Source organism: Pseudomonas sp. NY8896 (assembly GCF_039634505.1).
This window is the reverse complement of sequence record NZ_CP132350.1, coordinates 6,025,605-6,050,966: the sequence shown is the minus strand read 5'-3', so window position 1 is coordinate 6,050,966 and position 25,362 is coordinate 6,025,605. Positions and strand designations below refer to the sequence as shown.

The following is a 25,362-nucleotide window of genomic DNA, read 5'->3' as shown; positions in this document are numbered from 1 at the left end:
TTTGCGGCCCATCGCTGGTATTGCGGGTGCCGGTGTCAACGCACCAACCGAGGCACCATTCGCACATAAACCAGCTCACTCACCAGCTCCACCAGCGTTTGGGTGATCACCGCCGCTGCCGCCAACCCGCGTATGTCTTCCGGCAGCGCCAACGCTAGCGGCAATACGACCAACGAATTGCGTGTGGCGGCGCTGAAGGTTACCGAGCGTGCTTCGGTGGCCGGCAGGCGCAGCAGCCGCGCGCAGACGAACCCGAGCACAGGCGCCAGCAGCATGAAGCCGACGTACACCGGAATCACCGGCAGCAAACGGTCGAAATCACGCAGCACCACGGCTATCTGCGACGCGATCACTACAACCAGCACCAAGGCCATCGCTGGCACCGGCAGCCACGCCCAGGCGTCATTCCAGGCTGCGACAGTGCGCGAGCGACGGGCGCCGGCGCTGGTGAGTACAGCGAGCACCATCGGCAACACGATCAGCAGCACGAAGGCTTCCACGAACGGGGTGACGGAGATTGCCACCTGGTTGCTGTCGCCCAGCATCAGTGCCAGGTACACCGGCAGCAGCACCAGTTGCAGCAGCAGCAGCACGGGCGTGGCGGCCAGGGTCAGGCGCGAGTCGCCTTTGCCGATGTGGGTGAACACCACCACATAGTCGATGCAGGGCGTGAGCAGCACCAGCAAGGCACCGACGAGAATCGCCGGGTGCTCGACCAACCCGCGAGTGATCGCCCAGACCAACAGCGGCACAAGAATGAAGTTGGCGAGCAGCAGGGCGCCCATGAAACGGCGATTACCCAGGCCTTGGCGCAGGTCGAGGAAAGGGATTTGCAGAAACATCGCGTACATCAGCACGGCAATGGCCGGGGTGACCACGGCTTCCAGATACCGCGCGCTGTCAGTGGCCACCAAGCCGAAGGCAACGGCGGCGAGCACGGCAGCGAAGTAGATCGGGATCTGGTGGGTCTCGAGTTGTTCTCTGGTCAAGGTGTGGCCTGTGGTTGGTAATGGGGAGTCAGCTTGGACTGGGCCCAAGTACTGAAGGCAAGCATATTACCTGTGGGAGCGGGTTTACCCGCGAACACCGGCGTAGCCGGTGCCATTCACCTCGTTGCCTTCTTCGCGGGTAAACCCGCTCCCACAGGGACCGCGACAGGTCAGCGAACCTGGTTCATGAAAAACGAAAAAGCCCGGCACTGGGCCGGGCTTTTTCACTTCAGGCTGGCGCCAATCAGTTGCCGTAAACCGGCAGCTTCTTGCAGATGGCCTTGACCTTCTCACGTACGGCGTCGATCACCGCTTCGTTGTTCAGGTCAGCCAGGATGTCGCAGATCCAGCCAGCCAGTTCCTTGCACTCGGCTTCCTTGAAACCACGGGTGGTAACGGCTGGGGTGCCGAAACGCAGGCCCGAGGTGACGAACGGCGAACGTGGGTCGTTCGGGACCGAGTTCTTGTTCACGGTGATGAAGGCTTTGCCCAGGGCAGCGTCAGCGTCCTTACCGGAAATTTCCTGCTTGATCAGCGACAGCAGGAACAGGTGGTTCTGGGTGCCACCGGAAACCACGTCGAAACCACGCTCGATGAACACGCTGGCCATGGCCTGGGCGTTCTTCACGACTTGCTGCTGGTAAGCCTTGAACTCAGGTTGCAGGGCTTCTTTGAAGCAGATGGCCTTGGCGGCGATTACGTGCTCCAGCGGGCCGCCTTGGGCGCCTGGGAAGACAGCGGAGTTCAGCTTCTTCTCGATGTCGGCGTTGGCACGGACCAGGATCAGGCCGCCGCGTGGGCCGCGCAGGGTCTTGTGGGTGGTGGTGGTGACCACGTCGGCGAACGGCACCGGGTTCGGGTACACGCCAGCGGCAACCAGGCCGGCAACGTGGGCCATGTCGACGAACAGGTAGGCACCGACCTTGTCGGCGATGGCGCGGAAGCGGGCGAAGTCCAGAACCTGCGAGTAGGCCGAGAAGCCGGCAACGATCATCTTTGGCTTGTGCTCGACAGCCAGGCGCTCGACTTCGTCGTAGTCGATCAGGCCGTTGCCGTCGATGCCGTACTGGATGGCGTTGTACAGCTTGCCCGACGAGCTTACCGAAGCACCGTGGGTCAGGTGACCACCGTGGGCCAGGCTCATGCCCAGGATGGTGTCACCGGCCGACAGCAGGGCCAGGTAGACGGCAGCGTTGGCCTGGGAGCCAGCGTGCGGCTGGACGTTGGCGTAGTCGGCGCCGAACAGCTCCTTGGCACGGTCGATGGCCAGTTGCTCGACGATGTCGACGTACTCGCAACCACCGTAGTAGCGCTTGCCTGGGTAGCCTTCGGCGTACTTGTTGGTCAGGACCGAGCCCTGAGCTTCCATGACGGCCGGGCTGGTGTAGTTTTCCGAAGCGATCAGCTCGATATGCTCTTCCTGGCGCAGGGCTTCTTGCTGCATGGCTTCGAAGAGCTCGGCGTCGTACTTGGCAATGGTCAAATCACGGCTGAACATGGCGGTCCTCAAGGATCGGGGTAATTTGGGTGGGCATTCTAACCGATTGATTCGCGGCTGGCATATGAAGTGGCATCAAGTCGCGGACCAATGGGGCTCATGTTGCATCCCGCGCCGTGTCTGGGCTGCGTAGATCCATGAGTTGACTCTAAGGTCCATTTTCAGGGGCGCCGCGCGCCCCATCGCTGGCACATCAATGGAACATGAACAGGGTCTCGTTGGAGAACTGCGCCTCGAACTGATGCGCCGGCATCGGCCGCCCAAACAGGTAGCCCTGCACCTCGTCGCAGCCATGCTCGCGCAGGAACTCCAGCTGTTCGTGGGTTTCCACGCCCTCGGCGATTACCGCCAGGTTGAGGCTGTGGGCCATGGCGATGATCGCCCGGGCGATCTGCGCGTCCTGCTCGCCTTCGGGCAGGCCGTCGACGAAGGTGCGGTCGATCTTCAGTACGTCGATGGGGAACTGCTTGAGGTAGTTGAGCGACGAGTAACCCGTGCCGAAGTCGTCCACCGCAATGCTCAGGCCGAGGTTTTTCAGGCTGGCAAGAATCTGCAGCGCCTCGTTCACTTCGCGCATCAGGATACTTTCGGTCAGCTCCAGCTCCAGGCATGCCGGTGGCAGGCCGCTTTCTTCGAGGATATTGGCAATCCGCGTGCCCAGTTGCCCGTCCGAGAACTGCCGCGCCGATATGTTCACCGACACCTTGGGTACCCGCACCTTGGCCTTGTGCCAGGCCTTGAGCTGGCGGCTGGCCTCGCGCAGCACCCAGTCACCCACGTCCACCACCAGGCCCAGTTCTTCGATCACCGGGATAAAGTCGCCCGGTGGCACCAGACCACGGGTTGGGTGGCGCCAGCGCAGCAGGGCCTCGGCGCCCGTCAGGCGCTTGCCGTCGCCGCTGAACTGCGGCTGGTAGTACAGGATGAACTCGTTCTGCTCCATGGCATGGCGCAAGTCGCTTTCCAGCTCCAGGCGCTCCAGTGCGCTGGCGTTCATTTCGGCCTGGTAGAACTGGAAGTTGTTCTTGCCGCGTTCCTTGGCGTGGTACATGGCGGTGTCGGCGTTTTTCATCAACTGGCTCAGCTCGCTGCCATCCTGCGGGCTGAGGGCGATGCCGATACTGGCCGTGACGAAGAATTCACGGTTTTCCAGCACAAACGGCCGCACCAGGCTGCCGAGAATGTTCTCGGCCACATGGATGGCGCGGTTCAGGGCCATCTCGCGGGTGGGGCGCGGTTGCAGCAGCAGGGTGAACTCGTCGCCGCCCATGCGTGCCACGGTGTCGTCGTCATCCACGCAGGCCAGCAGGCGCAGGGCCATGTCCTTGAGCATGCGGTCGCCGGCGGCATGGCCGAGGGAGTCGTTGATCGGCTTGAAACGGTCGAGGTCGAGGAACATCAGCACCACCCAGGCCTTCTGCCGCTCGGCCTGTTGCAGGGCGTTGTACAAACGGTCCTGGAACAGCGTGCGGTTGGGCAGGTGGGTGAGGGCGTCGTAGTAGGCCAGGCGGTGGATGCGCTGTTCGCTGGCTTTGCGCTCGCTGATGTCGGTGAAGAAGCACACGTAGCTGGCCAGGTCGCCTTCGTCGTCCAGTACCGCCGTGATGCCCACCCAGGCCGGGTAGTGGTCGCCGTCACGGCGCTTGAGCCACACCTCGCCTTCCCAACTGCCGCGCTGGTGCAGTTGCTTGACCACATAGCGCAGGTGGCCCTCCTGCTGTTCGTCGACGGTGAGCATGCCCGGCAACTGGTCGAGCACTTCACTGACGGCGTACCCACTGACGCGGCTGAACGCCTCGTTGGCCTGGACGATGTAGCCGGCCGGGTCGGTGATGAGGATCGCCGACGTGGAGTGTTCGAATACCGTTGCGGCCATGCGTAGGTCTTTTTCGGCACGGCGTTGCTGGCTGATGTCGCGGCCCACCCCAAGCACGCCCTCAAAGCGCTGGTCATCGTCCCACACCAGCACCAGACGCAGCTCGATGGGGATCTTGCGGCCATCGGCACGCAGACAGTCGAACAGGAACAGCTGGGTCGGTAGCTGGCTGCGCAGTTGCGCCAGTTGCGATGGCTCCCCCATGGCTTTGCTGACGCGCTCCATCAGGCTGTAGATGCCGGTGAGCTGGGCCGGGTTGGCGATGATCGACTGCCAGCCGTTGGCGAAAATCCAGTCGGCCTGGTAGCCCAGCACGCTCTGCACCGAGGGGCTTACATAGTTGAGCTTGAGCAGGCTGTCGGTGGAGAAGATCACGTCGCTGATGCTTTCGGCGAGCATGCGGTAGCGCTGCTCGCTGTCGCGTAGCGACTGGCTGGCCTCGATCTGCACGGTCACATCCTTGCCCACGCCGATGATGCGCGTCACCAGGCCTTCGGCATCGCGGGTCAGCACCTGCTCGCGAATGTCGTAGCAGCGCCAGCCGCCGTCGCGGTGGCGGAAGCGCAACTGGCAGTGCAGCGGTTGGTCATGGCCGCTGTCGCGCTGTTGCTGGCGCAGGGCCTGGTAGTGCGCGGCATCCTCGGGGTGCAGCAGCAGCTCCCAGAAGCGGTCGCCCATCTGTGCCAGCTCGGTACGGTCGTAGCCCAGGGTCTGGCCGAGGTGACGGTTGCTGAAGATCATCCGCTGGCTCAGCACATCCTGCACGTACAACTGGTCGGGTACGGTGCGCACCACGTCCGACCAGAAGCCTTCGCGCTCCAGCAGCGACAGCTCGACCTGTTTGCGGCTGGTGATGTCGCTGATGCTGAGGATCACTGCCTGGTAGTCGCGGCGCTGCTGCGGCAGGCGCGCCATCAACCACAGGTGCAGCTCGCCGCCCAGCGGTGCCGGCAGGCGCACTTCCAGCTCAAGCAGCTGGCGTTGCTCGATCAGTGCGTCGATCAGCTGCATGCCGACGCTGTCGCGGCCATCGCCGGTGCCGTCGATCAGCCGCTGCCATGCGCCTTCGTGGCACTCGATGTTCAGCAGTTGGCGCGCCACCTGGTTGACCTCGGTGATCTTCAGCTCCAGCAGTAGCGAGCGACGCAGGTTCGGGTCCAGCGCCAGGCTGTGCTTGAGCGCAGCGCGGTTGCGCAGGTGGTAGCGGTCGAGCTGGCTGGGCAGGCTGGACAAATCGAGCACGCACAGGGCCACGCCGGTGCCTTCGAAAATTTCCTGATAGCGCCGGCGGTCTTCCTGCAGGGCGCGCTGGCGGCGGCGCATGTTGATCAGCGCCAGCACCGGCAGCAGGGCGCAAAACAGCACCAGCAGGCATTTGCCGATCAGCGCCGGCAATAACTTTTGCTGGGCCAGCTCGGCGTCGAACAGGCCGCGCAACTGCCAGGTACTGTTGTCGATGAAGGCCAGCATCACGCTTTGCAGCGGCGCGTTGCTGGTATCGGTTGGGGCGTGGCTCTGCAGCACCTCGCCACTGCGGCTGTTCTCCAGCAGCCACAGCGGGTGGCCGCCACCATCGAGGTAGAGGGTGAGCTCGCGGTAGTAGTCCGGTGAAAGGCGCAGCAACCAGTAGCCACGGTCCTGTTCGGCGGCCTGGCGCAGCAACAGATACAGGGTGCGGTTGTCGGCCGAATTGGTGAAGAAGTACGGGCGCCCCTGGTTCAGTGTCAGCAGTTCGTCAAGCAACTGGCGGTCCGGGCTGCCGGCCAGGCTGTCGACGCGCAGTTGCCCGGCACTGTCCAGCCAGGCCACGCTTTGCAAGGCAGGCAGGCGCTCGCGCAGGGTGTCCACCAGGCTCGGCAGGGCAGCGGGTGTCGGTGCATTGACATAGGGCTGCACCACATTCACTGCCTGCTGCGCCTTGAACGCCATGTTCAGGCTCAGGTGGTCGGCCAGTTCCGCGGTGGCGTCCAGGCTCTGTTTGCGCAGGTCGGCCTGGGTATGGTTGAACTGGGCGAATAGTTGCCACAGCAGCAGGCCCAGCAGAATCAGGGCCAACAGTGCCAGCGCACCCTTGATCGACCCGCGCAGGGTAACGGCGGGCGCTTGTTGCGCGGTACGCAATGACGACGGATGAGTAAGGTTGGTCAAGCGTTGATCCTGCGATTGGGCTGGCGATGGCAGGGAAGGATCATGCACGGTGTATGCCGGTGCCTGGTTGTTGCGACGCGGTGGCGCACTATAAGGCCGGACACCCGAAACCGGCTAGCATGCCTAGGATTATGGCAAAGTGCCAGCCATGTTGACCGATGGTGCCTGCCCGGTGGTTCGGCAAGCCCCTGCAACCTGTGCGAGAATAGCGCCCGCTTCACATGACAACGCATCGGAGATGTTCGGTTTTGGTTACTCACTTTTCCTCCAATGGCCTCGATTCCGCCTGTGGGCGCAGCAGTCAGACCCTTGTCAGCACTGCCGTGACCGAGGACGTATCCTGCAAATCGTGCCAGCGTTCGCTGGTCAAACCAGACGCGGCTGCCACCGCCAAGAGCAAGGCCCCATCGCTGGCTGAACTGCGCAAGACCGCCAAGGTGGCAGCTGCGCCGGCCGTTGCCGTGGCTGCGGCCAAGCCTGCTGCCAAGCTTGTCAGTACGGCGCCTGCGGCCGCCAAGCCGGCTAATGTGGCCAAGGGCGCCGAGCAGCAGCCTACCCTCAGCGCAGGCTTCAGCGTGAAGTCCGCCTGGGCCTCTCGCCTGGCTGAGCAGGGCGACCGTTGCCGTTTGCCGCGTGGCAAGGCCAAGCAGCGTCACGTCTGAGCCCTCTTCGGCCACTGCGGCGGCCCTTTCGCGGCTAAAGCCGCTCCCACAGGTGCTGTATTGCCCTTGAAGGCAGTGATATTCCTGTGGGAGCGGCTTTAGCCGCGAAGAGGCCGGAACAGGCAATAGACCCCCCCAAGGATCACACCGATCCCACCCCCCACTGGCGGTCCCTCCTATGCAACGCTGCGCGTTGGCGTAGAATGGTCGACTTTGTTCAATGACACCCAACACATCCCCCAGGCCATGCTGCCGGGGCGATCGTCGATGTCTTTACCTATCTGATTAGAGGGCTTGGTTTTGGCTCAATACGTCTACACCATGCATCGGCTGAGCAAGGTCGTGCCGCCGAAGCGGGAAATTCTCAAGAACATTTCCCTGTCGTTCTTCCCGGGCGCCAAGATTGGCGTGCTCGGCCTGAACGGCGCCGGTAAATCGACCCTGCTGCGGATCATGGCGGGCGTCGACAAGGAATTCGACGGCGAAGCCCGTCCGATGCCCGACATCAACGTGGGTTACCTGCCCCAGGAACCGCAACTGGACGCGACCAAGACCGTGCGTGAAGTGGTCGAGGAAGCGGTCAGCGTGATCAAGGACGCCCAGGCGCGCCTGGACGAGGTCTACGCCGCCTACGCCGACCCGGATGCCGACTTCGACAAGCTGGCCGCCGAGCAGGCCAAGCTGGAAGCCATCCTGCAGGCCGCCGACGGCCACAACCTGGAGCGCCAACTGGACGTCGCCGCCGATGCCCTGCGCCTGCCGGCCTGGGATGCGCGCATCGAACACCTGTCTGGTGGTGAGAAGCGCCGTGTGGCCCTGTGCCGCCTGCTGCTGTCGGCCCCCGACATGCTGCTGCTCGACGAACCAACCAACCACCTGGACGCCGACTCGGTGGCCTGGCTTGAGCGCTTCCTGCACGACTTCCCTGGCACCGTGGTAGCCATTACCCACGACCGTTATTTCCTCGACAACGTCGCCGGCTGGATCCTGGAACTGGACCGCGGCGCCGGTATCCCGTACGAAGGCAACTACTCGGGCTGGCTGGAAGCCAAGTCGGACCGTCTGGCGCAGGAATCCAAGCAGCAGAGCGCCCACGAGAAGGCCATGAAAGAGGAACTGGAGTGGGTGCGCAAAGGCGCCAAGGCCCGCCAGTCCAAGTCCAAGGCCCGTCTGCAGCGCTTCGAAGAAATGCAGTCGCAGGAATTCCAGAAACGCAGCGAAACCAACGAGATCTACATCCCGGCCGGTCCGCGCCTGGGTGACAAGGTCATCGAGTTCAAGAACGTCACCAAGGGCTACGGCGACCGCGTGCTGATCGACAACCTGTCGTTCGCCATGCCCAAGGGTGCCATCGTCGGCGTGATCGGTGGTAACGGTGCCGGTAAGTCGACGCTGTTCCGCATGCTGATGGGCAAGGAGCAGCCAGACTCGGGCAGCATCGAGATCGGTGAAACCGTGCAACTGGCCTGTGTGGACCAGAGCCGCGAGGACCTGGACGGCGCCAAGACCGTGTTCCAGCAGATCTCCGACGGCTCCGACCAGATCCGCATCGGCAACTACGAGATCCCTTCGCGTACCTACGTTGGCCGCTTCAACTTCAAAGGTGGCGACCAGCAAAAATTCGTCAAGGACCTGTCCGGTGGTGAGCGTGGCCGCCTGCACCTGGCGCTGACCCTGAAGGAGGGCGGTAACGTCCTGCTGCTCGACGAACCGTCCAACGACCTCGACGTCGAAACCCTGCGTTCGCTGGAAGAGGCCCTGCTGGACTTCCCGGGCGCCGCGATCGTGATTTCCCACGACCGTTGGTTCCTGGACCGTGTGGCTACCCACATCCTGGCGTACGAAGACGACTCGAACGTGGTGTTCTTCGAAGGTAACTACACCGAGTACGAAGCGGACCGCAAGAAGCGCCTGGGCGATGCCGCTGCCCAGCCGCACCGTGTACGGCACAAGAAGCTGGCTCAGTAAGCCGGTTTTTTGATGCACAGGAATGGGGCCCATGGTGGCCCCATTTTTGTGCCCGCAGCACAGGCAGAAGCAGGGTGCTTGGCGGTTATTTTGTATACATTTATATAAAACGCACCAAATAATTTCAAAAAAACGACATCTCGCCCTATTCCGGTGCGATTGCTTCTTGGTACATTCCTGAAAAAACCAATAAGTCCAAAACCTTCGGTGAGATGTCTACCATGATCGAATCTGTCGACAATTTCCTTGCACGCCTGCAACAGCGTGACCCTGGCCAACCGGAATTCCACCAGGCGGTGGAAGAGGTGTTGCGCACCCTGTGGCCATTCCTTGAAGCCAACCCTCACTACCTGCAATCCGGCATCCTCGAGCGCATGGTCGAGCCCGAGCGCGCTGTACTGTTCCGCGTGTCCTGGGTCGATGACCAGGGCAAGGTGCAGGTCAATCGCGGTTACCGCATCCAGATGAGCAGCGCCATTGGCCCGTACAAGGGCGGGCTGCGTTTCCACCCGTCGGTTAACCTCAGCGTGCTGAAGTTCCTGGCCTTCGAGCAAGTGTTCAAGAACTCCCTGACCTCGCTGCCCATGGGCGGCGGCAAGGGCGGCTCGGACTTCGACCCTAAAGGCAAGAGCGACGCTGAAGTGATGCGCTTCTGCCAGGCCTTCATGAGCGAGCTGTACCGCCACATCGGCGCCGACTGCGACGTACCGGCGGGTGACATCGGTGTGGGGGCCCGCGAAATTGGCTTCATGTTCGGCCAGTACAAACGCCTGGCCAACCAGTTCACCTCGGTGTTGACCGGTAAAGGCATGACCTACGGCGGCAGCCTGATCCGTCCGGAAGCCACCGGCTATGGTTGCGTGTACTTCGCCGAAGAAATGCTCAAACGCCAGGACAAGCGTATCGACGGCCGCCGCGTGGCGGTGTCCGGTTCGGGCAACGTTGCCCAGTATGCCGCGCGCAAGGTCATGGACCTGGGCGGCAAGGTGATTTCGCTGTCTGACTCCGAAGGCACCTTGTACGCTGAAGCCGGCTTGACCGATGCCCAGTGGGACGCCTTGATGGAGCTGAAGAACGTCAAGCGCGGCCGCATCAGCGAGCTGGCCGGGCAGTTCGGCCTGGAGTTCCGCAAAGGCCAGACCCCATGGAGCCTGCCGTGCGACATCGCCCTGCCGTGCGCCACGCAGAACGAACTGGGCGCCGAGGACGCCCGCACGCTGCTGCGTAACGGCTGCATCTGCGTGGCTGAAGGCGCCAACATGCCGACCACCCTGGAAGCTGTGGATATCTTCCTGGACGCCGGCATCCTGTACGCCCCGGGCAAGGCCTCCAACGCCGGTGGCGTGGCCGTATCGGGCCTGGAAATGTCGCAGAACGCCATGCGCCTGCTGTGGACTGCCGGTGAAGTGGACAGCAAGCTGCACAACATCATGCAGTCGATTCACCATGCATGCGTGCACTACGGTGAAGAAGCCGATGGCCGTATCAACTACGTCAAAGGTGCGAACATCGCAGGCTTTGTGAAAGTGGCCGATGCGATGCTGGCTCAGGGCGTCGTCTGATCTGAGGCTGCTGGGGGCCGCTTTGCGGCCCTTTCGCGACACAAGGCCGCTCCTACAGGGGGCCGCTTTGCGGCCCTTTCGCGACACAAGGCCGCTTCTACAGGGGACCGCGACAACCTGAATGATCGCGCAATCTTGTAGGAGCGGCCTTGTGTCGCGAAAGGGCTGCAAAGCAGCCCCCAGGGCCCTCAGCTTTCACCCTCAATTTCAAGTATCTCGATCACCTGATCCCCCACCGGCCGCCGCCAAACCACTTCATCCCCAGGCCCCGCACCCAGCAAAGCCCGCCCCAACGGCGACCCCCAGTTAATCAATCCACGCCCAGCATCCGCTTCATCCTCGCCTACCAGTCGCACCACATGCTCCTGGTCCTGCGCATCCACGAACCGCACCCGGCTACCAATCTGCACCTTGCTGCGAGAAGCCGCCGCCGGCACCACTTGGGCACTCTGTACCCGCGCGCTGAAATAGCGCAGGTCGCGCTCGGTATCGGCCAGCCGCTGCTTGTCGCCACGCTCACCTTGTGCCAGCAGTTCACTGCGCAAGGCATTCAGCTCGGCCACGCGCGCCTGTAACTGCTGCAGTCCGCTGGCAGTGACGTAGTTGGGTTGTTCGCTGATGCGTCGCTCGACCGGCTGGTCGGCCTGGGCGGCGGCCTGGTCTTCGTTGACGAATGCTCGGCTCATGCGGGGGCTCCTTGTGCAGGAGACCATCATGGCAGGCTGCCGGTTTCAAGGGATGTCCGTTTGCGACTCAGTCGTGGCGATAGGCCTTGGCGGCACCACGGTCCTTTTCCTGCTCCCACTCGCGGTCGCGCTGGTCCCAGAAGCGCTCGTGGTACTCGCGCTGTTCTTCACTGTTCTGCATGGCGTGGCACTGGCGGAAGCCGTCGTCCCAGCCGGTTTCGTACTGGCGCTCGTGCAGGTAGCGCGGCACGTTTTTGCTGAACCCGCCCACCATCAGCCCGGCCGCCTGGCGACCGCTGCTGCAGCCGTCCTGAAAGCCATCGGCATAGGCCGGGGGATAACCATGGTTGACCATCTGCTCGTGGGTGGTTTCGCAACCTGACAGCAACAACGCAATGCACACGCCGAACCAGTACCGCGACATAACCACCAGACCCTCCCGTTGATGGTGGAAAGTCTAGGTGGCGATTTGTCGGGGAGGTGTCAAAACAGTGTCAAAGAGTTGGTTGGGATACTCAGCTTTCAGCCTGACGCGCTGTCTGTAGGAGCGGCCTTGTGTCGCGATCGGGCCGCAAAGCGGCCCCGGGATTTCAGCGATGATGCAAATATTGCTGGGGCCGCTCTGCGGCCCGATCGCGACACAAGGCCGCTCCTACAAAAAGCGCGCAGGCCCGACCCGCTAGTAGTGATACCACTTCAGTTCCAGCATCACCTCGTTCTGCGCGGTAGCCAAATGGCTGAATTCGCGCGAAGCACTCAACCGCAGCCCAAGGTTCTGGCTGATTTCCCATTGCTGGTTCAGGCTCACGCTGCGCCGCACTTCGCCATTGGTGAAGTAGTCGCCCTTGGCCTCGAGCGTCATGTTGCCCAAGCCGTTGCGCCACAGCAGCCCGCCATTGAACCCCGCCGCTGGGGCGATGAACTGGGCGAAGTCATTGTGATGCTCGACCCGCACCGTGCCCAGGGCAAAGCCCAACAAACCGTCGGCCAGCTGCCAGGTGCCACCGGCGCCGCCGTTCACATGGCTCACCAGCACCTCGTCATCGTGCTTGCCCGGCACCCGCTCCAGCCCACCAGCCACCTGCCATGACCAGGGCTTGAGCAGCTCGTTGCGTGGCGTCAGTGAGCGAATGGTGGCCAGGTCCAGCCGTTGTACCTGCCAATCGTTGCCTTCGTACTGGCGCACCTTCAGTTGCAAAATTTCGATCTGCGCGCCCAGCGGGAAGCCATAGGCGTTGTCATTCAGGTCGTGGTAGGCCATGCGCAGGCCGTATTCGGCGTAGGCACGGTCTTCACGGGTGCCCACGCCCAACTGCCAGGTGCGCGAGTCATGACCATCCTCGGGCAGGCCGGGGCGTTCGATTTGCAGGGGCGGCGGTGGGTTGCCGTTGATTGCACGCAGCAGCTCGAAGCTGCGTTTTGCCTGGCCGGGGTCGCGTTCCTGGCCATTGGCCCGGTACCGCTCCAGGCGATACGCCGCATCTTGCACCAGCGCCTGGCGTTCGCGGGGCAGGGCCTTGAACTCGGCGCTTTGCAGCTGCGCGGTGTCGGCGCTTGCCGCCAGTACCTGGCGTTTTTCGTTGTGGTCAAGCGGCTCGGCACGGGCCAGCAACTCGCGCTCGCGAGAGGGGCGGTAAGTCTCACTGGCGACCAGGCCGGACTGCTTCACGGCTTTCACGGTGTCGGTGGGAATGGCGGTTAGCGGAAACTGTGATGTCAGGTCCAGGCTCGGCCGGGCCACTTGCAGCAGCTCCAGTAGGCGATACGAGCAGTTTTCATCGAAGAAGAAGTAGTCGAACTGGATCTGCTTCAGCTCCCACACGTGCTCGACCATGCGCCCGGTTTCCTCGGGTGTCAGGTCCAGCTGGTACTCCCACAGGTCGCGGTTTTCCAGGCTGCGGTATTCGGAGAGTTTTTCCTGGTAGGGCATCAGCGCGAACAGCCCTGGGTAGCCCCCCATCAGGCCTTTCCAGGCGTACAGGATGCTGTTGTCGCTGCCTTCGATGTAGGCACCGAAATTGATCGCGTAGCTCAGCAGGGTGGTGTCGTCGCTGCGGGTGGTGGACTGGTCGATGCGCAGCAGCGTGTGGCCGAACATCGACGACGGGCTGTTCAGGTAAGCTGCCGGGAAGATCAGCGCGGCGCTGTGCGGGTCGATCGACTGGTACCAGGTCTTGAATTCCTGGCAGTCCGGTTGCGGCAAGCCTTGCAGGTCGAGTTGTTCGCGCAGCCAGCGGGTACGCGCCGGGAATACGCATTGGGCGTGCTTGTCGCCGAGGCTGGCCGGGGCATACAGCGCGTCGACCGTGGCCTTCAGCTCCTTGTCGGGGTGATGCGCACCGTCCTCGGCGAGGAAGAACGCATCATCGTCCACATAACTGCGCCAGCCGCCGAGCTTGGCGGTTTCGTAGTGACCAATGGCGAGCCAGTAAGGGGTATTGGCCAGTTGCTGGAGACGGCCTTGATCCAGCACGGGCGCGGCTTGTACGGGGGCGCAGGCACACAGCGCCAGGGCAGCGAGGCGTTTGAGCATATCGGGCAACTACTTCTAAACGATGCCGAAAAAGGCGAAACCCGCCCCGGGTGGGGCGGGAGCAGCTGTGCTTAGGCCTCGGTGGCGTATTTGGCCAGGCGTGGGTCGCTTTTCAGAACGGCCAGGGTGTTGCTGTGAACCGTTTCGGCAGTGACGTCGGCGCTGCTGAAGATTTGGTTGAAGTGCTGGTGGGTGACCGAGTTGAAGTAGCCGCGGTCTTCCGGGGCCACACCAAGGACGACGGCATAGGTGGTCAGTGCTTCGCCCTGGCCCATGGCCATGTCTTCGGACAGCTCGTTCATCATGCCGTTCATGGCGAACCAGGACTTGCCGCCGTAGGTCAGCGAAGCCTTGGTCGAGCAGCCGTTGGTGCCGGAGGTCATGCCGAAGGTGGCGTTACCGGAGGTGCCGTTTGTGGTGGAAGCCAGGAAGTGTGCCGGCGTGCCGCGCTGGCCTTCGAACAGCATGTTGCCCCAGCCGCAGTTCGGGCCGCCAGGCGCTTCGGCCATGGCGTTCAGCGAGACCACGGTGAACAGAGTACCCAGAAGAATCCGTTTCATAGCATTTGTTCTCTTTGTCTTAACCAAGGGTCAGGGTTTCTGGCAACTCGGTTGCCAGGTCGGGAAAGCTTTTCACCCACCCGCGCAGCTTGGAGTTTAGGCACGATCTAAAGGTTGCGTTGTTGATTGCGAAAAATTTGCTGTTACATGACCTGCACGGGCTAAGACCTGCCGCGATATTAAAGTCCCGTAGAGCCTTGCAAGGCGCGCTGGGGCAGCGCCAGAATGCTGGTCATCTGCCCGCCGAAGTAAGGAAACCCAATGCCCGATCCTGTCGCTGCGCGCCTGCGTCTCGCGCCTGAAGCCCTGACCCGGCGTTTCTCCCCCGAGCAGTTTGCCTTTACCAATACCGACGATCTGGAGCCGTTTCGCGGAGTCCTGGGCCAGGAGCGTGCTGTCGAGGCCCTGCAGTTTGGCGTGGCCATGCCGCGCCCTGGTTACAACGTGTATGTAATGGGTGAGCCCGGTACCGGGCGCTTCTCGTTCGTCAAGCGCTACCTCAAGGCCGAGGGCAAGCGCCAGCAGACCCCGGCCGACTGGGTCTACGTCAACCACTTCGACGACACCCGTGAGCCACGGGCACTGGAGCTGCCGTCTGGGAGCGCCGCCGAGTTCATCAGCGACATGGGCGGGTTGATCGACAACCTGCTGTCCACGTTCCCTGCCGTTTTCGAACACCCGTCCTATCAGCAGAAGAAGGGTGCTATCGACCGTGCCTTCAACCAGCGCTATGACCGCGCCCTGGACGTGATAGAGCGCGCATCGCTGGAAAAAGACGTGGCCTTGTATCGCGATGCCAGCAACGTCGCCTTCACGCCGATGGCCGATGGCAAGGCGCTGGATGAAGCCGAGTTCGCCCAGTTGCCGGAAGCGGTACGCGAGCAGTTCCACGAAGACATTGCCTTGCTCGAGGAACAGCTGAACGAAGAGCTGGCCAGCTTGCCGCAGTGGAAGCGCGAGTCGAACAACCAACTGCGCCAGCTGAACGAAGAAACCATCACCCTGGCGCTGCAGCCGCTGTTGGCGCCGCTGTCGGAAAAGTACGCCGAGAACGCGGCGGTCTGCGCATACCTGCAATCGGTGCAGTTGAACCTGCTGCGTACCGTGGTCGAGCAACTGGTGGATGACAGCAAGACCGACGCCGTGGCCCGCAAGCTGCTCGAAGAGCAGTACGCGCCCAGCCTGGTGGTGGGCCATCACGCAGCCGGCGGCGCGCCGGTGGTGTTCGAGCCGCATCCGACCTATGACAACCTGTTCGGCCGTATCGAATACAGCACCGACCAAGGCGCGCTGTACACCTCCTATCGCCAACTGCGCCCAGGCGCGCTGCACCGTGCCAACGGTGGCTTCTTGATTCTTGAAGCCGAGAAGATGCTGGGCGAGCCGTTCGTTTGGGATGCGCTCAAGCGTGCACTGCAGTCGCGCAAGCTGAAGATGGAGTCGCCGATCGGTGAACTGGGCCGTGTCGCCACGGTCAGCCTGCAGCCGCAGATGATTCCGCTCAACGTCAAACTGGTGATCATCGGCTCGCGCCAGCTGTACTACGCGCTGCAGGACCACGACCCGGATTTCCAGGAGATGTTCCGCGTGCTGGTGGACTTCGACGAAGACATGCCGATGGTCGACGAGAACCTGGAGCAGTTCGCCCAGCTGTTGCGCACCCGCACCAACGAAGAGGGCATGGCGCCGCTGACCAGCGACGCCGTGGCGCGCCTGGCCACCTACAGCGCTCGCCTGGCTGAAAACCAGTCGCGCCTGTCGGCGCGTATCGGCGACCTGTTCCAGTTGGTGAGCGAGGCTGATTTCATTCGCCAGCTGGCCAGTGACGAAATGACCGACGCCGGCCACATCGAGCGTGCGCTCAATGCCAAGGCCACCCGCACCGGGCGTGTGTCGCAGCGGGTGCTGGACGACATGCTCGCCGGCATCATCCTCATCGATACCGAAGGTGCTGCAATCGGCAAGTGCAACGGCCTCACGGTGCTGGAGGTGGGCGACTCGGCGTTCGGTATGCCGGCACGTATTTCGGCCACTGTGTACCCAGGCGGCAGCGGCATTGTCGACATCGAGCGTGAGGTCAACCTTGGCCAGCCGATCCACTCCAAAGGCGTGATGATCCTTACCGGTTATCTGGGCAGCCGCTATGCCCAGGAATTCCCGCTGGCGATTTCCGCGAGCATCGCCCTGGAACAGTCCTACGGCTACGTGGACGGTGACAGCGCCTCGCTGGGCGAAGCCTGCACGCTGATTTCAGCCTTGTCGCGCACGCCGCTCAAGCAGTGTTTCGCTATCACTGGTTCCATCAACCAGTTTGGTGAAGTGCAGGCAGTGGGCGGGGTCAACGAGAAGATCGAGGGCTTCTTCCGCCTCTGCGAGGCGCGAGGCCTGACGGGCGAGCAGGGGGTGATCATTCCGCGTGCCAACGTTGCCACCCTGATGCTTGATGAGCGCGTGCTGCAGGCCGTGGAGAACGGCATGTTCCACGTCTATGCGGTCAGCCAGGCTGATGAGGCGCTGAGCCTGCTGGTGGGCGAGGAGGCCGGGGTGCTCGACGACAAGGGGCTGTTCACCGAGGGCAGCGTCAATGCTCGGGTGGTGGAGCGCCTGCGTGAAATTGCCGAGATGATCAGCGAAGAAGAAATCGAGAAGGCAGAAAAGGAACACCTGGAAGAGGTGATTGCCAAGGCCAAACCGGCTTGAGTCAATAAACTGGCGCTGGCGGCGATGTGCTACCGTTCAGCGCCGGTTTTCCATCTTTCTGTACTGTTCTTCTATGCTGGAACTTAAGGACGGTATCAGGTTCAGGATGGAAACAGCCTGAGGTTCAGGCTGAACAAGGCTTTTTGGAGGGGACGCGGCCATGCGCAACCTCAGCCTCACACGCCAGTGCCTGGGCCTGGTGACCCGCATCGAATGCAGCATCCGCCCACTGGCCGGGGACAACGGCATGTGGACGTTGCTGTTCGCCGCCGGCATGGCCGGTGAACAACCTTCCGCGATCAAGGCGCAGGGGCCGTTTCATGGGCCGCTGGTGGCCGAATCGGTGCTCAATGCCATCGTCGACAGCCTGACCTTGCATGGGTACCAGGTGGCCGAAGACCCGCAGATCTGGTGTTTGCATTTGCAGGCGCAGTTACGGCGGATCAATGGCGAGCGGTGCCGTAATCTTGGGGATTACCAGTTTCATCCAGAGACCTGAACGATTGCCGGGGCTGTAAAACAGCCCCCCGTTCACCGGGCTTTTGCTGTAACAGGTGGCTGGCTATACTCGCCGTCGATTTTTAGTCACCTGATGAGTCCTGAACTTCATGGAACGTATCCTCGAAAACGCGATGTATGCCTCGCGCTGGCTGCTCGCCCCGATCTACTTCGGCCTGTCCCTTGGCTTGCTGGCCCTGGCACTGAAATTCTTCCAGGAAGTGGTCCATGTCCTGCCCAACGTCTTCGCCCTGAGCGAAGCCGACCTGATCCTGGTGATCCTGTCGCTGATCGACATGTCGCTGGTGGGTGGCCTGCTGGTCATGGTGATGATCTCCGGGTACGAGAACTTCGTTTCGCAACTGGACATCGACGAAAGCAAGGAAAAGCTCAACTGGCTCGGCAAGATGGACTCTTCGTCGCTGAAGATGAAAGTTGCCGCATCGATCGTGGCGATTTCGTCGATTCACCTGCTGCGAGTGTTCATGGATGCGCAGAACATCTCCACCGATTACCTGATGTGGTACGTGATCATCCACATGACCTTCGTGATCTCGGCGTTTTGCATGGGCTACCTGGACAAGCTGACCAAGCACTAAGCCAGGTTGCTGCATTCACCGCCCGTCCGTTGCAAAACGGACGGGCGGTGTTGTTTCTGGCTTGTGCTTTCGGCTGGCCTGTAGAAAAAATGAGCACTCATGCGTGGTTCTCATCGCGAGGTGCTCTCATGAACCTGCATCAGCTCAACACCGAGGCCAGGGCTGGCCATGTCGACGAACTGAACCTGATCGCCATCGAAGGCGGTGACTACCTGCTCGAGGCCCGGGTCAAAGGCCACGCTCACCCTCTGTCCGATACCCGTGGTGAACGCTTGCGCGTGCACTCGGTGGAAGATGCGCGCAAGTTGCTGCAAACCATCCCCATGGTCTCGATGAACCTGGTGCATTGGTCGGTGCAGGACGAAATGTGCGGCATGGGTACGCACCCGGAAGAAGACCTGAAGGTGCCGATCTCCCAGCGCTCGGCCTGGTAGCTGCTCGCCGCGCCCCAGTGTGCTAGGCTGCTCGCCCTTTTCATCAAGGGCGCGGCTGCACTGCGCCCTGCAGTGGAGCACGACAATGTCCGAACTCAATCTGTCCACCGACGAAACGCGCGTCAGCTACGGTATCGGCCGTCAGCTGGGCGGCCAGCTGCGCGACAACCCGCCACCAGGCGTCAGCCTGGAAGCCATCCTGGCCGGCCTGACCGACGCCTTCAACGGCGCCGACAGCCGCGTCAGCGAAGCCGACCTGTCGGCCAGCTTCAAAGTGATCCGTGACATCATGCAAGCCGAAGCGGCCGCCAAGGCTGAAGCCGCTGCTGGCGCTGGCAAGGAATTCCTGGCCGAAAACGCCAAGCGTGATGGCATCACCACCCTGGCTTCGGGCCTGCAGTTCGAAGTACTGACCGCAGGTGAAGGCGCCAAGCCGACCCGCGAAAGCAACGTGCGTACGCACTACCACGGCACCCTGATCGACGGCACCGTGTTCGACAGCTCCTACGAGCGCGGCCAGCCGGCTGAATTCCCGGTTGGTGGTGTGATCGCTGGCTGGACCGAAGCCCTGCAGCTGATGAACGCTGGCAGCAAATGGCGCCTGTACGTGCCGAGCGAGCTGGCTTACGGTGCCCAAGGCGTTGGCAGCATCCCGCCGCACAGCGTACTGGTGTTCGACGTCGAGTTGCTCGACGTTCTGTAATGCCCCTCGGGGCCGCATTGCGGCCCATTCGCGGGCAAGCCCGCTCCTCCAGGTATTGCGCAGAACTCAAACCTTGCGCGGTCGCTGTGGGAGCGGGCTTGCTCGCGAAGAGGCCAGCCCTGCTGGCCTCAATTCCAATCTGTCCCCATCGGGCGCAATGCCCGCGCATAGCAGAACAGAAACAAGTTCCGCACCAATTCCTTCAGTACCCCAGGTTCACTCGAATTCAACCCGCTCATGTCCAGGTCGCCCTGGTCACGCAATTCGTCGAGTGCATCTTGTTCAAGCACCGCACACACTTCGCCGGTTTCCCGATGAAGAATGCGCAGGTAGGGGTGAGGGCGGTCCAGCCAGGCGTCGATCAGATAAGTCATGGCTATTCTCCTTGGAAAGCGGTTCCAATGAGAATAATTCTTATTGTCAAAATAGCAAGCGCCAATTGGCGGATTTTTGTGTAATCAGACTTTGCGCACGAATTCGGACTTCAGCTTCATGGCGCCGATACCGTCGATTTTGCAGTCGATATCGTGGTCGCCGTCACACAGGCGGATGTTCTTGACCTTGGTGCCAACCTTGACCACCAGGGACGAACCTTTGACCTTGAGGTCCTTGATCACGGTGACGGTGTCGCCGTCCTGCAGGATGTTGCCGACCGAGTCCTTTTTCACCACCTCGTCGCTGGCCTCGGCATCGCCGCTGGCCGACCACTCGTGGGCGCATTCAGGGCAGATCAGCTGAGTGCCATCCTCATAGGTGTATTCGGAGTTGCATTTTGGGCAGGGTGGCAGAGTGCTCACTTCGGATCCTCAAACAAACAGACGGGCGGTTAAAAGCCCACATTGTAAAAGGTATTTTTCCAGAAGTGATTATGTCCGGACAAAAGCATCGCGGGCAAGCCCGCTCCTACAGGCGGCGCAGTCCTTGTAGGAGCGGGCTTGCCCGCGAATGAAGACGACTCTGTCTGTCAGTGAGTACGCGCGACCGCAAACTCGCTCAGCTCAACCAGCGCATCCCGGTATTCGCTGGCTGGCAGTACTTCGAGGCATGCAATGGCACGCTTCACATAATCACGCGCCAGCTCTGCGGTGTACTTCAGCGCGCCGGACTCTTCGACCGCCACGCGAATCTGCTCCAGATCCTCCAGGCCACCCTTCTGGATCGCCTGGCGAACCAGTGCGGCCTGCTCGGCAGTGCCTTCGCGCATGGTGTAGATCAGCGGCAGGGTAGGCTTGCCTTCGGCCAGGTCGTCACCGACGTTCTTGCCCAGGGTTTGCGAGTCACCCTTGTAGTCCAGCAGGTCGTCGACCAGTTGGAAGGCCACGCCCAGGTGGTCGCCGAAGGTGCGCAGGGCTTCGCGCTGCTCATCAGTGGCTTCGGCCAGCGCTGCGGCGCTGTGGGTCGAGGCTTCGAACAGCATCGCGGTCTTGCCGCGAATCACCTCCATGTAGACCTCCTCGGTGGTGCTGGCGTCGCGTACCCGCGACAGCTGCAGCACTTCACCCTCGGCAATCACCCGGGTGGCCTTGGAGAGGATCTGCATGACCGGCATCGAGCCCAGTTCGACCATCATTTCGAACGAGCGCGAATAAAGGAAGTCACCCACCAATACGCTCGGCGCATTGCCCCACAGGGCATTGGCGGTGGAGCGGCCACGGCGCATGCCGGACATGTCGACCACGTCGTCGTGCAGCAGGGTGGCGGTGTGCAGGAATTCAATGGTGGCGGCCAGCAGGCGCAGGTCGTCGCCTTCACGGCCCAGGGCCTTGCCACACAGCAGTACCAGCAGGGGACGCAGGCGCTTGCCACCGGCCGACGTGATATAGTCGCCGATCTTCGATACCAGCGGCACGCGCGAGGTCAGCTGCTTCTTGATGATCTCGTCGACGGCGCTGAAATCATCAGCCACCGCGCGGTAGAAGGTTTGGGGTTGCATCGGCTGCTCCAGTGAGGTTGCGCGGCATGCTAGGTCGCGGGTCCCGGTGTGTCAAGGCGCGGTGCCAGCTGGCCGGGGGCGGTACTTGCAAGCAAAACCGCGGTTGCGTACAATCGCGCACCCTAACTTCCTGGGCAGCACCTGCCTTACGCAATTGCGCCGGGCCGTTCCAGCCCTGTGCAGCCATGCCAGCCAATACTCATCATATAAAGCGCTGGGTGAGCAGGATTATCGGAGAAATACCATGTCTTACGCAGTAATCGTTACCGGCGGCAAGCAGTACAAAGTCGCTGAAGGTGAATTCCTCAAGATCGAAAAACTGGAAGTCGCCACTGGCGAATCCGTGACCTTCGATCGCGTTCTGCTGGTCGCCAACGGTGAAGAAGTCACCATCGGTGCTCCAGTTGTTGCTGGCGCTAAAGTAGTGGCCGAAGTCGTTTCGCAAGGCCGCCACGACAAGGTTCGCATCATCAAGTTCCGTCGTCGTAAGCACCACATGAAGCGTATGGGCCACCGCCAGTGGTTCACCGAGATCAAAATCACCGGCATCCAGGCTTAATCCCCTAGATCCCCTGAATTTATTTGGAGAATTGAACCATGGCTCACAAGAAGGCTGGTGGTAGTACTCGTAACGGTCGCGACTCAGAATCTAAACGCCTTGGCGTGAAGATGTATGGCGGTCAGGTTATCAAGCCAGGCAACATCATCGTCCGTCAGCGCGGCACCGAATTCCACGCTGGCTACGGCGTTGGCATGGGCAAGGACCACACCTTGTTCGCCAAGATCGAAGGCGTGATCAAGTTCGAGAAGAAAGGCGAGTTCATGCGCCGTTACGTGAGCATCGTCGCCGCTTAATCGCGACGTCGCTCCAGAAGCCCCGTCATGCGACGGGGCTTTTTCGTTTGTGGTGAGCCTCTTGCAAAGCTGTTTGTCTGGGTTGCCGGCGTTGGTTTCTACGGTCGTACGGGGCCGCCGCGCTCATTTTTGCAAGAGCCTCATGTTTTTGAGTCATTCAGCTCGTCTGCCGACGAGAGGCGGTTTTAATGAAGTTTGTTGACGAAGTATCGATTCGGGTCAAAGCCGGTGACGGCGGCAACGGTTGCATGAGCTTCCGTCGCGAGAAATTCATCGAGAACGGTGGCCCCAACGGCGGTGACGGCGGTGATGGTGGCTCGGTGTACATGGTTGCCGACGAAAACCTGAACACCCTGGTCGACTACCGCTACACCCGTCACCACGAAGCCCAGCGCGGCTCCAACGGCGGCAGCACCGACTGCACTGGCAAGAAGGGTGAAGACCTGTTCCTGCGCGTGCCGGTCGGCACCACCGTGATTGACGCCTCGACCCAGGAAGTGATCGGTGACCTGGTGACCCCTGGCCAGAAGCTGATGGTTGCACAAGGCGGCTGGCACGGCCTGGGCAACACCCGCTTCAAGTCCAGCACCAACCGTGCGCCGCGCCAGACCACCCCAGGCAAACCGGGTGACCAGCGTGACCTGAAGATGGAAATGAAGGTGTTGGCCGACGTCGGCCTGCTGGGCCTGCCGAACGCCGGCAAGAGTACCTTCATTCGCTCGGTCTCGGCCGCCAAGCCGAAAGTGGCCGACTACCCGTTCACCACCCTGGTGCCAAACCTGGGCGTGGTCAGCGTCGACCGCTGGAAGAGCTTCGTCATCGCCGACATCCCCGGCCTGATCGAAGGCGCTTCCGAGGGTGCCGGCCTGGGTATCCGCTTCCTCAAGCACCTGGCGCGTACTCGTGTACTGCTGCACCTGGTGGATATCGCGCCGCTGGATGAAAGCAGCCCGGCCGATGCCGCCGAAGTCATCGTCAACGAGCTGACCCGCTTCAGCCCGTCGCTGGCCGAGCGTGAGCGTTGGCTGGTACTGAACAAGTCGGACATGGTCATGGACGACGAGCGTGATGAACGTGTTCAGGAAGTGATTGATCGCCTCGAGTGGGAAGGCCCGGTCTACGTGATCTCGGCTATCTCCAAGCAGGGAACCGACAAGCTCAGCCATGACCTGATGCGCTACCTCGAAGACCGCGCCGATCGCCTGGCCAACGACCCGGCCTACGCCGAAGAGCTGGCCGACCTCGACCAGCGCATCGAAGACGAAGCCCGTGCCCAGCTGCAGGCCCTGGACGACGCGCGTACCCTGCGCCGTACTGGCGTCAAGAGCGTGCACGACATCGGCGACGATGACGGTTGGGATGATGATTTCGAGGACGACGAAGACGGCCCGGAAATCATTTACGTGCGCGACTGACCGGTTGCAGTACACTAAACGCCGCTCTCTGGAGCGGCGTTTTTGTATCCACGGTATCTACAGATTCGACATAGGTTGGAAGAAGATGCGAAGCAAGGTGACGGGCGCCAAGCGCTGGGTCGTGAAGATTGGCAGTGCTCTGCTGACCGCCGATGGCAAGGGCCTCGACCGCGGTGCCATGGCCGTTTGGGTCGAGCAGATGGTCGCGCTGCGTGAGGCAGGCGTGGAGTTGGTACTGGTCTCCTCCGGGGCTGTGGCTGCCGGCATGAGCCAGCTGGGCTGGACCACGCGACCGAGCGCGATGAACGAGCTGCAGGCGGCTGCCTCGCTCGGCCAGATGCGCCTGGTGCAGGCCTGGGAGTCGAGCTTTGGCGAACACGGCAAGCACACCGCGCAGATCCTGCTGACCCATGACGACCTGTCCGACCGCAAACGTTACCTGAACGCCCGCAGCACCTTGCGCACCTTGGTCGACCTGGGTGTGGTGCCGGTGATCAACGAAAACGACACCGTGGTCACCGATGAAATCCGCTTTGGCGACAACGACACCCTCGCGGCACTGGTGGCCAACCTGGTCGAGGCCGACCTGCTGGTGATCCTCACCGACCGCGATGGCATGTTCGACGCCGACCCGCGCAACAACCCCGAAGCTCAGCTGATCTACGAAGCCCGTGCCGACGACCCGTCGCTGGACGCCGTGGCCGGTGGTACCGGGGGCGCCCTGGGCCGTGGCGGCATGCAGACCAAGCTGCGCGCTGCGCGCCTGGCCGCCCGTTCCGGTGCCCACACCATCATCATCGGTGGCCGCATCGAGCGCGTGCTGGATCGCCTCAAGGCGGGTGAGCGCCTGGGCACCCTGTTGTCGCCCGAGCGCGGCATGCTCGCTGCGCGCAAGCAATGGCTGGCCGGCCACCTGCAGACCCGTGGCACCCTGGTGCTGGATGCCGGTGCCGTGCAGGCACTGCGCCAGGCCAACAAGAGCCTGTTGCCGGTAGGTGTGAAGACCGTGCAGGGCAGCTTCCGTCGTGGCGAGATGGTGGTGTGCGTTGGCCCGGACGGTATCGAGGTGGCCCGCGGCCTTGCCAACTACAGCGCCCTGGAGGCGCAGAAGATCATTGGCCAGCCCTCGGACGCGATCGAGTCGATTCTTGGCTACAGCGCCGAGCCTGAGCTGGTACACCGCGACAATCTGGTGCTGGTATGAGCCTGTTCAAGCGGGTGATTGCCGTGGCAGCGCTGGCACTGCCAATGCTGGCCGGGGCCGAGGAAGTCGGCCAGGTGTCCACGGTCTTCAAGTTCCTTGGGCCGAACGACCGCATTGTGGTCGAAGCGTTTGACGATCCCAAGGTCGAGGGCGTGACCTGCTACCTGTCACGGGCCAAGACTGGCGGCATGAAGGGTGGCTTGGGGCTGGCGGAAGACCGTGCGGAGGCGTCGATTGCCTGCCGTCAGGTCGGGCCGATCAACTTCAAGGGTGAGTTGAAGGATGGCGAGGAAGTGTTCAAGGAACGCACCTCGCTGGTGTTCAAGACCATGCAGGTGGTGCGCTTTTTGGACAAGAAGCGCAATACGCTGGTGTACCTGGTGTACAGCGACCGCATGATCGAAGGCAGCCCGCAGAATGCGGTGACCGCGATACCGATCCTGCCTTGGGCTCATTGATAGCCTGGTAGATTGCCGGGAGGCCTTCGGCCTCCTTTCGCGACACAAGGCCGCTCCTACAGGGGAGCACATATCCCTGTA

General features: G+C 62.2%; 23 protein-coding genes. 13 read left to right on the top strand and 10 right to left on the bottom strand.

The annotated features are described in order from the left end of the window. Window positions 1-35: 35 nt before the first annotated feature. The 3 genes from Q9451_RS27315 to Q9451_RS27305 form a co-directional block, all read right to left on the bottom strand. A complete protein-coding gene (locus Q9451_RS27315; protein ID WP_012270417.1) occupies window positions 36-989 on the bottom strand; it encodes a bile acid:sodium symporter in 954 nt (317 codons plus the stop codon). A gap of 244 nt (window positions 990-1,233) precedes the next feature. After that, window positions 1,234-2,487: a serine hydroxymethyltransferase gene (gene glyA / locus Q9451_RS27310; RefSeq protein WP_345960813.1), complete on the bottom strand. Its 1,254-nt coding sequence runs from the start codon at window positions 2,485-2,487 to the stop codon at window positions 1,234-1,236. Window positions 2,488-2,680: 193 nt separating this feature from the next. Continuing rightward, on the bottom strand, window positions 2,681-6,511 hold the full coding sequence (locus Q9451_RS27305; RefSeq protein WP_345960812.1) for an EAL domain-containing protein: 3,831 nt from the start codon (window positions 6,509-6,511) through the stop codon (window positions 2,681-2,683). A 248-nt stretch (window positions 6,512-6,759) separates the two neighbouring features. On the opposite strand from Q9451_RS27305, the gene Q9451_RS27300 reads away from it, so the two are divergent. The 3 genes from Q9451_RS27300 to gdhA all read left to right on the top strand — a co-directional run bounded on the left by Q9451_RS27300 (window position 6,760) and on the right by gdhA (window position 10,703). Further along, a complete protein-coding gene (locus Q9451_RS27300) occupies window positions 6,760-7,173 on the top strand; it encodes a hypothetical protein (protein WP_012270420.1) in 414 nt (137 codons plus the stop codon). A 300-nt stretch (window positions 7,174-7,473) separates the two neighbouring features. After that, complete coding sequence (gene ettA, locus Q9451_RS27295; protein WP_012270421.1) at window positions 7,474-9,141, top strand: energy-dependent translational throttle protein EttA; 1,668 nt, start codon at window positions 7,474-7,476, stop codon at window positions 9,139-9,141. Between the two features lie 221 nt (window positions 9,142-9,362). Further along, on the top strand, window positions 9,363-10,703 hold the full coding sequence (gdhA, locus tag Q9451_RS27290) for an NADP-specific glutamate dehydrogenase (RefSeq protein ID WP_012270422.1): 1,341 nt from the start codon (window positions 9,363-9,365) through the stop codon (window positions 10,701-10,703). A 188-nt stretch (window positions 10,704-10,891) separates the two neighbouring features. Here the strand turns inward: gdhA and Q9451_RS27285 are convergent, their stop codons facing one another. The 4 genes from Q9451_RS27285 to Q9451_RS27270 form a co-directional block, all read right to left on the bottom strand. Further along, window positions 10,892-11,389, bottom strand: a complete 498-nt coding sequence (locus Q9451_RS27285; RefSeq protein ID WP_012270423.1) for a GreA/GreB family elongation factor — start codon at window positions 11,387-11,389, stop codon at window positions 10,892-10,894. 67 nt (window positions 11,390-11,456) lie between these two features. Then, the gene (locus Q9451_RS27280; RefSeq protein ID WP_012270424.1) at window positions 11,457-11,813 is read right to left on the bottom strand and encodes a hypothetical protein; all 357 of its coding nucleotides are present in this window, start codon (window positions 11,811-11,813) and stop codon (window positions 11,457-11,459) included. A 255-nt stretch (window positions 11,814-12,068) separates the two neighbouring features. Continuing rightward, on the bottom strand, window positions 12,069-13,922 hold the full coding sequence (locus Q9451_RS27275; protein WP_012270425.1) for a DUF4105 domain-containing protein: 1,854 nt from the start codon (window positions 13,920-13,922) through the stop codon (window positions 12,069-12,071). Between the two features lie 71 nt (window positions 13,923-13,993). Beyond that, window positions 13,994-14,482, bottom strand: a complete 489-nt coding sequence (locus Q9451_RS27270; RefSeq protein ID WP_012270426.1) for a DUF3015 domain-containing protein — start codon at window positions 14,480-14,482, stop codon at window positions 13,994-13,996. Between the two features lie 261 nt (window positions 14,483-14,743). Here Q9451_RS27270 and Q9451_RS27265 point away from each other — a divergent pair, with 261 nt between their 5' ends. The 5 genes from Q9451_RS27265 (at window position 14,744) to Q9451_RS27245 (ending at window position 19,416) form a co-directional block, all read left to right on the top strand. Next, entirely contained in the window at window positions 14,744-17,182 is a 2,439-nt protein-coding gene (locus Q9451_RS27265) for an ATP-binding protein (protein ID WP_012270427.1), read from the top strand. Window positions 17,183-17,342: 160 nt separating this feature from the next. Further along, complete coding sequence (locus Q9451_RS27260; RefSeq protein ID WP_003247487.1) at window positions 17,343-17,681, top strand: hypothetical protein; 339 nt, start codon at window positions 17,343-17,345, stop codon at window positions 17,679-17,681. Between the two features lie 109 nt (window positions 17,682-17,790). Further along, window positions 17,791-18,279: a TIGR00645 family protein gene (locus tag Q9451_RS27255; protein ID WP_012270428.1), complete on the top strand. Its 489-nt coding sequence runs from the start codon at window positions 17,791-17,793 to the stop codon at window positions 18,277-18,279. 128 nt (window positions 18,280-18,407) lie between these two features. Then, window positions 18,408-18,713 (top strand): DUF6482 family protein, encoded by a 306-nt coding sequence (locus Q9451_RS27250; RefSeq protein ID WP_012270429.1) that lies wholly within the window; start codon window positions 18,408-18,410, stop codon window positions 18,711-18,713. A gap of 85 nt (window positions 18,714-18,798) precedes the next feature. After that, the gene (locus tag Q9451_RS27245; RefSeq protein ID WP_012270430.1) at window positions 18,799-19,416 is read left to right on the top strand and encodes an FKBP-type peptidyl-prolyl cis-trans isomerase; all 618 of its coding nucleotides are present in this window, start codon (window positions 18,799-18,801) and stop codon (window positions 19,414-19,416) included. A gap of 128 nt (window positions 19,417-19,544) precedes the next feature. Here the strand turns inward: Q9451_RS27245 and Q9451_RS27240 are convergent, their stop codons facing one another. The 3 genes from Q9451_RS27240 to Q9451_RS27230 form a co-directional block, all read right to left on the bottom strand. Next, entirely contained in the window at window positions 19,545-19,790 is a 246-nt protein-coding gene (locus Q9451_RS27240) for a hypothetical protein (protein ID WP_012270431.1), read from the bottom strand. A gap of 84 nt (window positions 19,791-19,874) precedes the next feature. Next, window positions 19,875-20,213: a zinc ribbon domain-containing protein YjdM gene (locus tag Q9451_RS27235; protein ID WP_012270432.1), complete on the bottom strand. Its 339-nt coding sequence runs from the start codon at window positions 20,211-20,213 to the stop codon at window positions 19,875-19,877. Between the two features lie 167 nt (window positions 20,214-20,380). After that, on the bottom strand, window positions 20,381-21,349 hold the full coding sequence (locus Q9451_RS27230) for a polyprenyl synthetase family protein (protein WP_012270433.1): 969 nt from the start codon (window positions 21,347-21,349) through the stop codon (window positions 20,381-20,383). 244 nt (window positions 21,350-21,593) lie between these two features. Between Q9451_RS27230 and rplU the strand changes: the two genes are divergently transcribed. The 5 genes from rplU (at window position 21,594) to Q9451_RS27205 (ending at window position 25,281) form a co-directional block, all read left to right on the top strand. Continuing rightward, window positions 21,594-21,908 (top strand): 50S ribosomal protein L21, encoded by a 315-nt coding sequence (rplU, locus tag Q9451_RS27225; RefSeq protein WP_003247466.1) that lies wholly within the window; start codon window positions 21,594-21,596, stop codon window positions 21,906-21,908. A 38-nt stretch (window positions 21,909-21,946) separates the two neighbouring features. After that, window positions 21,947-22,204, top strand: a complete 258-nt coding sequence (gene rpmA / locus Q9451_RS27220; protein WP_003247464.1) for a 50S ribosomal protein L27 — start codon at window positions 21,947-21,949, stop codon at window positions 22,202-22,204. A 188-nt stretch (window positions 22,205-22,392) separates the two neighbouring features. Continuing rightward, window positions 22,393-23,619 (top strand): Obg family GTPase CgtA, encoded by a 1,227-nt coding sequence (cgtA, locus tag Q9451_RS27215; protein ID WP_012270434.1) that lies wholly within the window; start codon window positions 22,393-22,395, stop codon window positions 23,617-23,619. Between the two features lie 85 nt (window positions 23,620-23,704). Then, window positions 23,705-24,823, top strand: coding sequence for a glutamate 5-kinase (proB, locus tag Q9451_RS27210; RefSeq protein ID WP_012270435.1), 1,119 nt, complete (start codon window positions 23,705-23,707; stop codon window positions 24,821-24,823). Further along, window positions 24,820-25,281: a CreA family protein gene (locus Q9451_RS27205; protein ID WP_012270436.1), complete on the top strand. Its 462-nt coding sequence runs from the start codon at window positions 24,820-24,822 to the stop codon at window positions 25,279-25,281. The genes proB and Q9451_RS27205 overlap by 4 nt, the downstream gene beginning before the upstream one ends. Window positions 25,282-25,362: the final 81 nt, after the last annotated feature.

Coding starts and splice junctions, on each gene's coding strand:
- glyA (WP_345960813.1), bottom strand. CDS start 2,487: ATGTTCAGCCGTGATTTGACCATTGCCAAGTACGACGCCGAGCTCTTC.
- gdhA (WP_012270422.1), top strand. CDS start 9,363: ATGATCGAATCTGTCGACAATTTCCTTGCACGCCTGCAACAGCGTGAC.
- Q9451_RS27285 (WP_012270423.1), bottom strand. CDS start 11,389: ATGAGCCGAGCATTCGTCAACGAAGACCAGGCCGCCGCCCAGGCCGAC.
- Q9451_RS27280 (WP_012270424.1), bottom strand. CDS start 11,813: ATGTCGCGGTACTGGTTCGGCGTGTGCATTGCGTTGTTGCTGTCAGGT.
- Q9451_RS27275 (WP_012270425.1), bottom strand. CDS start 13,922: ATGCTCAAACGCCTCGCTGCCCTGGCGCTGTGTGCCTGCGCCCCCGTA.
- Q9451_RS27270 (WP_012270426.1), bottom strand. CDS start 14,482: ATGAAACGGATTCTTCTGGGTACTCTGTTCACCGTGGTCTCGCTGAAC.
- Q9451_RS27265 (WP_012270427.1), top strand. CDS start 14,744: ATGCCCGATCCTGTCGCTGCGCGCCTGCGTCTCGCGCCTGAAGCCCTG.
- Q9451_RS27260 (WP_003247487.1), top strand. CDS start 17,343: ATGCGCAACCTCAGCCTCACACGCCAGTGCCTGGGCCTGGTGACCCGC.
- Q9451_RS27255 (WP_012270428.1), top strand. CDS start 17,791: ATGGAACGTATCCTCGAAAACGCGATGTATGCCTCGCGCTGGCTGCTC.
- Q9451_RS27250 (WP_012270429.1), top strand. CDS start 18,408: ATGAACCTGCATCAGCTCAACACCGAGGCCAGGGCTGGCCATGTCGAC.
- Q9451_RS27245 (WP_012270430.1), top strand. CDS start 18,799: ATGTCCGAACTCAATCTGTCCACCGACGAAACGCGCGTCAGCTACGGT.
- Q9451_RS27240 (WP_012270431.1), bottom strand. CDS start 19,790: ATGACTTATCTGATCGACGCCTGGCTGGACCGCCCTCACCCCTACCTG.
- Q9451_RS27230 (WP_012270433.1), bottom strand. CDS start 21,349: ATGCAACCCCAAACCTTCTACCGCGCGGTGGCTGATGATTTCAGCGCC.
- rplU (WP_003247466.1), top strand. CDS start 21,594: ATGTCTTACGCAGTAATCGTTACCGGCGGCAAGCAGTACAAAGTCGCT.
- rpmA (WP_003247464.1), top strand. CDS start 21,947: ATGGCTCACAAGAAGGCTGGTGGTAGTACTCGTAACGGTCGCGACTCA.
- cgtA (WP_012270434.1), top strand. CDS start 22,393: ATGAAGTTTGTTGACGAAGTATCGATTCGGGTCAAAGCCGGTGACGGC.
- proB (WP_012270435.1), top strand. CDS start 23,705: ATGCGAAGCAAGGTGACGGGCGCCAAGCGCTGGGTCGTGAAGATTGGC.
- Q9451_RS27205 (WP_012270436.1), top strand. CDS start 24,820: ATGAGCCTGTTCAAGCGGGTGATTGCCGTGGCAGCGCTGGCACTGCCA.